At 50.5% G+C, this 7,282-nt stretch carries 6 protein-coding genes; 4 read left to right on the top strand and 2 right to left on the bottom strand.

Going from position 1 to position 7,282, the window contains the following annotated elements; genetic code table 11:
- From GOU96_RS16390 to galM, 4 genes are all read left to right on the top strand, one after another.
- Positions 1-984: MFS transporter (locus tag GOU96_RS16390; protein ID WP_324702022.1), on the top strand; the 984-nt coding region annotated here is incomplete at its 5' end.
- A gap of 443 nt (positions 985-1,427) precedes the next feature.
- Positions 1,428-2,492 carry a UDP-glucose--hexose-1-phosphate uridylyltransferase gene (locus GOU96_RS16385; protein WP_053034502.1) on the top strand — a complete coding sequence of 355 codons (1,065 nt, stop codon included), beginning with the start codon at positions 1,428-1,430 and terminating at the stop codon, positions 2,490-2,492.
- 65 nt (positions 2,493-2,557) lie between these two features.
- Positions 2,558-3,724: a galactokinase gene (gene galK / locus GOU96_RS16380; protein WP_267781773.1), complete on the top strand. Its 1,167-nt coding sequence runs from the start codon at positions 2,558-2,560 to the stop codon at positions 3,722-3,724.
- Positions 3,725-3,726: 2 nt separating this feature from the next.
- Positions 3,727-4,779: a galactose-1-epimerase gene (gene galM, locus GOU96_RS16375; protein WP_267781771.1), complete on the top strand. Its 1,053-nt coding sequence runs from the start codon at positions 3,727-3,729 to the stop codon at positions 4,777-4,779.
- Between the two features lie 74 nt (positions 4,780-4,853).
- On the opposite strand, the gene GOU96_RS16370 is transcribed toward galM, so the two are convergent.
- Complete coding sequence (locus GOU96_RS16370; protein ID WP_113628770.1) at positions 4,854-5,612, bottom strand: SDR family NAD(P)-dependent oxidoreductase; 759 nt, start codon at positions 5,610-5,612, stop codon at positions 4,854-4,856.
- Positions 5,609-7,282: acetolactate synthase AlsS (gene alsS / locus GOU96_RS16365; RefSeq protein WP_324702021.1), on the bottom strand; the 1,674-nt coding region annotated here is incomplete at its 5' end. The genes GOU96_RS16370 and alsS, both read right to left, overlap by 4 nt.

The raw sequence follows: 7,282 nt of genomic DNA, 5'->3' as shown, positions 1-7,282 counted from the left end.
GGGCCAGTGTTAGGCGGTGTATTGGTAACCTATCTTTCTTGGCAATGGCTGTTTTGGTTTAACCTGCCGCTTGTGGGCATCGCTTTGTATCGACTGGCACGATTTCAATTTGTGCAAAGTTCGCGTAAGTCTGAGGCTTCAATTGATGTGGCTGGGCTTATCCTGTTTCCCAGTATGATGACTCTCATCATCTATTGGCTTTCGGCTGGCGGGCACTATTTTCCGTGGTTCTCGGTCACCAGCATAAGCCTAGTGAGTGCATTTGTTTTAACGAGCTTGCTGTTTATCGCCCAGCAAAAGCGAGTCACGGCTTCCTTTTTACCACTCCGTTTATTGGCGCGTCGTGAAATACATATTCCGCTGCTCTCCACGTTCATTTTCGCGGCTTGTTTGTTTGCGCTGATCTTCTTTTTACCGATTTTTTTACAGCTTGGCTTACGAGTTAACGCCGCACAATCGGGACTACTGCTTATCCCCCTGTCGTGCGGCATTATTGGTGGCGCCTATACGACCGGTAAAGTGATTGCTAAAACAGGAGTGCCCAAATTTTTGCCTGTGTTTGGTATGAGTTTAAGTAGCTGCGCCTTTGCTGTGTTGGCGATGTTTTCACTCTCTGCGCCCGTGGTGAGTGCGATTGCTGCCTTATGTGGTTTAGGCTTAGGCACTGTGATGCCCTCAACCCAAGTTTTAGTTCAAACATTGGCAGGTAAAGCCAATTTAGGGCGGATCACCGCGATGGCTTCGTTGAGTCGCTCGCTAGGGGCATCGGTCGGCACCGCTTTCTTTGGTACATTGATTTACTCCTTACTTCCCGGGTTATCGCCAAACAGTGGTTTGCAGGCGATTGCCGCATTGCCACAAAGTGAGATTTTGCATGCTTTTCAAATTGGCTTTGCGGTTGCGGCGCTGCTTGCGTTGCTCGGGGCATTGAATGCGTTGCGCGCTCCTAAAATTCAGTTGGATGATTACGCCTTTGACTCTTAAATATCACTATACCTAAACGATTTGGAGTTGCAGGTGCAGTAACCAGATTGACTCGCCCTGTACGCTTTGTGTAAACGTTTAACTTTGATGCTTGATGAGAGCATGACCTCTCTCCCTCAATTTGGCGGAGTACCACGCGCAATGCGCTGTCACTGACCGTCAACCATTCCCGTTGATTGGGTGTTCCTTGTCTGCTATTGCTTTGACATCCATTACCTTTTTATCAGACTTCACAATATGCGGCGTTTAGCGTAGATGATTTTGGCTGCCTTAGTGATAACTTGTGAAAGCGTTTACACAGTGCGATTCACTTCACAGAATGTTCGATAGTAGGATTGCTATGCTTGGTAAAAGGCTGGACTGTGCGTCGTGAGCCTACTGTTTGATCTTTGCTAACTGCCTTCTCACTCGATTGTTGCAGTGGAGGGCGTGAGAGAGTGTTCATGTCTGAGCTTAAGTTTAATCCTGTCGATCATCCACACCGTCGATATAACCCATTGACTGGGCAGTGGATCCTCGTTTCACCTCACCGAGCAAAGCGTCCATGGAGTGGGGCCGATGAGAAACCGGCGCTCGCTGAGTTGCCCAGCTATGATGCGCAATGCTTTTTGTGTCCAACCAATGCTCGTATTTCTGGGGATGTCAATCCCAACTATAGCGGCACTTATGTGTTCAATAACGATTTTGCTGCGCTGATGACGGATTCTCCAGCAGCGCCAGAGTCCGATAATCCGCTGTTCAAAACTCAAGGCGTTCGTGGTTTGAGTCGGGTGATCTGTTTTTCACCTGATCACAGCAAAACGCTGCCAGAGTTACCCGTGCATAAGATTCGTGGCGTGATAGAGACATGGAACGAACAAATCGAAGAGCTCGGTAGAGAGTATATTTGGGTGCAAGCTTTTGAGAACAAAGGTGAAACTATGGGCTGCTCTCAGCCGCATCCCCATGGACAGATCTGGGCGAACAGTTTTTTACCCAACGAAATAGAACGCAAAGAGCAGCACCTCAAGGCTTATTACCAACAATATGGCCGCAATTTGCTGGTGGATTACGTACAAGCGGAGCTAAAAGATGGCGCGAGAACCGTGGTGGAAACCAAACATTGGTTAGCGGTGGTGCCTTATTGGGCGGCTTGGCCGTTTGAAACCCTGTTGTTGCCCAAAACTCATATTCGCCGCATGAGTGAGCTCAATGATGAGCAGCGTGATGATCTGGCACTTGCCATCAAAAAACTGACTAGCCGTTACGACAATTTATTCCAATGTGCTTTTCCGTATTCGATGGGCTGGCACTTTGCGCCATTTTTTGAAGCGGGTACCGACATTCACCACTGGCAGTTGCACGCGCTGTTTTATCCGCCGCTGTTACGTAGCGCAACCATTCGTAAGTTTATGGTTGGCTATGAAATGCTGGCAGAAAGCCAACGTGATTTAACCGCAGAGCAGGCCGCCGAGCGTTTACGCGCGGTGAGTGATATTCACTATAAAGAACAACATAACCACCAATAAGAGATATTTTGAGCCGTGCAGCGTCAACGCTAGCGCCGCTCTCCCCATTTACAGTGAGAAGCCCTATGTCTGAATTAATCCAAAACGTGACTACAACCTTTGCACAACGCTTTGGCTATGATGCTACGCACCTTGTGCAAGCTCCGGGGCGGGTCAATTTGATCGGTGAGCACACCGACTACAACGATGGCTTTGTGCTGCCTTGCGCGATTAACTACCAAACCGTCGTAGCTGCAGCCAAACGGGAAGACTCACGAGTGCGTTTGGTCGCCGTCGATTACGACAATGACACGGACGAATTTGACCTGCGAGAAGAGATTGCCTTTCAGCCTAAAAAAATGTGGTCGAACTACATTCGCGGCGTCATTAAATGCTTGATTGAACGTGGTTTTGAGTTTAATGGGGCAGATATTGTGGTCTCAGGTAACGTACCGCAAGGGGCGGGGCTCAGTTCCTCGGCGGCTTTAGAAGTCGTGATTGGGCAAACTTTTAAAGAGCTTTACCAGCTAAAAATCAGTCAGGCGGAGATCGCCCTCAATGGCCAGCAAGCGGAGAATCAGTTTGTCGGTTGTAACTGCGGCATTATGGATCAGATGATCTCGGCGCAGGGGCAAGCAAACCATGCTATGTTGCTCGATTGTCGTAGCTTGCAAACCGAGGCCGTTGCGATGCCAGAGCAGATGGCAGTGGTGATCCTCAATTCCAATAAAAAACGCGGCTTAGTAGAGAGTGAATACAATACCCGTCGTCAGCAATGCGAAGCCGCAGCCAAAACTTTTGGTGTGAAAGCGTTACGCGATGTCACTTTGGCGCAATTGACTGCAAAGCAGGTCGAACTTGATCCTGTCGTGGCCAAACGTGCGCGCCATGTCATCACGGAAAATGAACGCACTTTACAGGCCGCTCAGGCCCTGCGTGAAGGAAACATGCCGCGCTTAGGCGAGTTAATGGCCGCTTCTCACGCTTCGATGCGTGATGATTTTGAAATTACCGTCAAGGAGATAGATACGCTGGTCGAGATTGTTCAATCTGTGATTGGCGATCAAGGTGGTGTGCGAATGACCGGCGGCGGTTTTGGTGGTTGTGTGGTGGCCCTTATACATCCGACGCAAGTAGAAGCGGTGCAGCAAGCGGTGGCTGAACACTATGAAGCTGCGACAGGGCTTAAGGCATCGATCTATGTCTGCCATGCAACTTCGGGCGCGGGATTGGTTGAGCTTGCACAAGGTTAGAGATGAACGCGTTATTCACCAGCATGACAGCACAGGCCGCCTATGATGGTCAGCCTGCCAAGCTTATTGAGCTCACTAACCGCCGCGGTATGCGTGTGGTAGTGATGGACATCGGTGCCACTTGGCTCAGTTGCACTCTACCGATGGGCGATGAATCAAGAGAAGTGCTACTTGGCGTAAGCAGCATGGATGATTTTATGCGCCAAGGCAGTTATTTAGGCGCAACGGTGGGGCGTTATGCCAATCGGATTGCGCGTGGCGAACTCAAGATAGGGACACAAACGTATGCTTTGTCGGTCAATCAAGCTGGCAATACGTTACACGGTGGCGTTGTAGGGTTTGATCGTCGTCGCTGGCAAATCACGCAGCAAAGCGCACAGCATGTGACCTTTCAACTGCTTTCTGCTGACGGAGATCAAGGCTTTCCGGGCAACCTCCACGTTGCAGTGACCTACCGGTTGGATGAGCAAGGTGGGGTGAATATCGACTACCAAGCCACCACCGATCGTGCGACCGCCGTGAATCTGACGAACCACGCCTACTTTAATTTAGATGGAGCGGAGAGTGGCAAGCTCTGCCTTGAGCATCAACTTTGGATTGATGCAAGGCAGTTCTTACCAACGGATGCCTTAGGTATCCCGCTCGGGAAGTTGCAATCGGTACTGGATAGCGGTTTTGATTTCACTCAACCGAAAAGGGTTGGGGAGGATTTGCTTCAAGATAAACAGCAAATCCGTGCGAAAGGCTATGACCACAGTTATTTCTTTGCGCCAGAGCGTGATATGCACACGCCTATCGCTAAGGTGTGGTCTGCCGATGAGAAAGTGCAACTGCTCGTCAGTACGGATAAACCTGCTATGCAGCTTTATACCGGTAATTGGTTGGCGGGAACACCCAATCGCCTTGGTTCGCACTACAAGGATTATGCAGGCCTCGCTTTAGAAACGCAGTTTTTACCCGATTCCCCTCGTCATCCAGAATGGCCGCAACCGAGCTGCATCTTGCAACCCGGAGAAGTCTATCGCTATCAAACGCGCTATCAGTTTGTTTTCTAGATTGAATTTATAAAAAGAGCGCCTTTCGGCGCTCTCAGATCTGGCTAGGGTTATTCATCACGGGGCCAATGAGGCTAAACGATTTTAGGTTGCCCGTCGGAGGCGGTGGCACCGCCATCAACGGGAAGATTCACCCCATGGACAAACGAGGCATCATCACTGGCTAAAAAGGCGACGACGGCGGCTATTTCTTTTGGTTCTGCGGCTCGGCCTAAAGCGATGCGTTCATTGAATTGATCGCGGATCGCTTGTGGCCAGCCGTTGGTCATATTGGTTTTCACCAAACTTGGACATACCGCGTTAATGCGTACACCTTGCGCACCGTGATCCAGTGCTAGAGCGCGAGTGAAATTGACTACCGCACCTTTGGTCGCGCAGTAGAAGGCTGCGCCCCAGTCGCCGCCTAAGCCGGACACGGACGCCGTATTCACCATGCAGCCGCGCGTTTTTATTAGCTCAGGTAATGCATGCATTGCGCAGTAGACCACTCCATCTATATTAACCGAGGCGATGCGTCGCCAATCTTGCACGCTGCACTCCAACACTGTGCCCGGAATATGAATCCCTGCGTTGTTGACGAGAATATCTAGACGCCCGAAACGCTCGACCGTTTTACGTACTAAAGCTTGCACCTGTTCGGGATCCGAGACATCGACTTTTTGCGCGTAAACTCGTGCAGAATCAAACTGCTCAATCACAATGGCTAACTGCTCTTCATTCCAATCAGCCAGTGCTAAGGTTGCGCCTTCTTGATATAAACGTTCGGTAATCGCCAGTCCAATACCGTTAGCGGCACCTGTCACTAAGGCGACTTTATGGGTTAAACCTCTCATGCGAAAACTCCTTCTAGGGTTTGAAATACGGGATCTTGATTGGCTTCGGTGCGCGCTTGCATCAATTTGGGGTTATCCGAGTAATCGACTGGAATCGCGACGACGGCGGGGCCCTCGACTTCCATCGCTTGGCGCAGAGTTGGGAGCAACTGATCGGGTTGCGTGATGGCGTAGCCTCGAGCGCCAAAGGATTCGGCGTAGGCTTTAAAATCAATAGGGCCGAATTTTACCCCAGCAGCGCGATGGTATTTCTGCACTTCCTGCATCTCGACCATGTTGTAAGCGTTATCGACCCAAATGATGTGTACGATATTGCATTTGAGGCGCACCGCGGTTTCGAGCTCCATGCTTGATTGCATAAAGCCGCCATCACCGGATACTGAAACGACTTTATGGCCGGGTTTGAGTAAGCTGGCCGCAATCGCCCAAGGTAGGGCAACGCCCATGGTCTGCTGTCCGTTAGATACCAGCATCTGCCGTGCACGAAAACAGCTCAGATAGCGCGCAATCCATATGTGGAAACTCCCCATATCGAGACAGAGGGTGGTATCGGGTTTGATGATCGCTTGCATGGTCTTAATCAAGGTTAGCGGATGAAATCCCGCATTTTGATAGCGCAAAGGATAGGCTTTGATGGCGTGACGCTGCTGAGTCACTTCTTCCAAAATCGCTAATGCAGTCGGGGAGAGGCGAGTAAAACCGGGTAGTGGGCGGCAGAGTGCCGCCAAATTACTGGCAATGTTACCGACAATTTGTAGGCATGGCTGGTAGTGGATTTGATACTGCGCAGGCTCAATATCGATATGAACGATAGGACAGCGCTGGCTATTCCATAGCTCAGGATCGTACTCGATCGGATTAAAACCGATGGTGATGATCAAATCGGCCTCTTTAAGCAGCACATCTCCGGGCTGATTATTGAATAAGCCGACTCGTCCGGCGAAATGGTGATAGTAGTTGATGTCTACTGCGCCAGCGGCTTGGTAGGTGCCCACGACAGGTAACTGGGTTTTATGTAAAAAAGCGCTGACCGCTTCAGCAGTGGCTTGGTGGCTGGCATGCAGTCCGAGTAATACGACGCAGCGCTGCGCTTTTTGAATCCGTTCTACGGCTTCCTGCAAACTGTCTGGGTCGGCTTCAGCCGTGGGCTGGTAAGCACTGGGGATAATAATTTCGCTTGAGGTTTTATCGGCCAGCACATCTTGCGGTACGCTGATAAAACACGCGCCTTGGCGACCCGATTCGGCGAGACGAAATGCATTAGCCATGATTTCGCTGGTGGCATCGACATGTTGAATTTCGGCGCTGTATTTGGTGATAGAACGAAAAATACTCACCGTATCCATGCTCTGGTGGGTCTGCTTTTGTTGATAGTCACGTTTGACTGCGCCGCCAATAGCGATCATCGGATCGCCTTCAGAATTGGCTGTCGCGACGCCTGTTACAAGGTTGCCGCAGCCGGGGCCAGATGTGGCTAAGGTAACTCCCGCTCGACCTGAAAGACGCCCCATAATACCCGCCATAAAAGCGCCATTCGCTTCATGACGGACTGGGATCATTTGAATTTTGGTATCCTCAATCGCATCGAAAAGACGGTCGATTTTGGCCCCCGGAATGCCGAAGACATAACGCACACCAATAGCTTCAAGCTGTTGGGCGATAAGTTGTGC

Origin of the sequence: Vibrio sp. R-1 (assembly GCF_035615595.1) — a bacterium.
GTDB lineage: Bacteria > Pseudomonadota > Gammaproteobacteria > Enterobacterales > Vibrionaceae > Vibrio > Vibrio cholerae.
The sequence above is the reverse complement of the archived record's forward strand: the minus strand, read 5'-3'. Positions and strand labels throughout refer to the sequence as shown.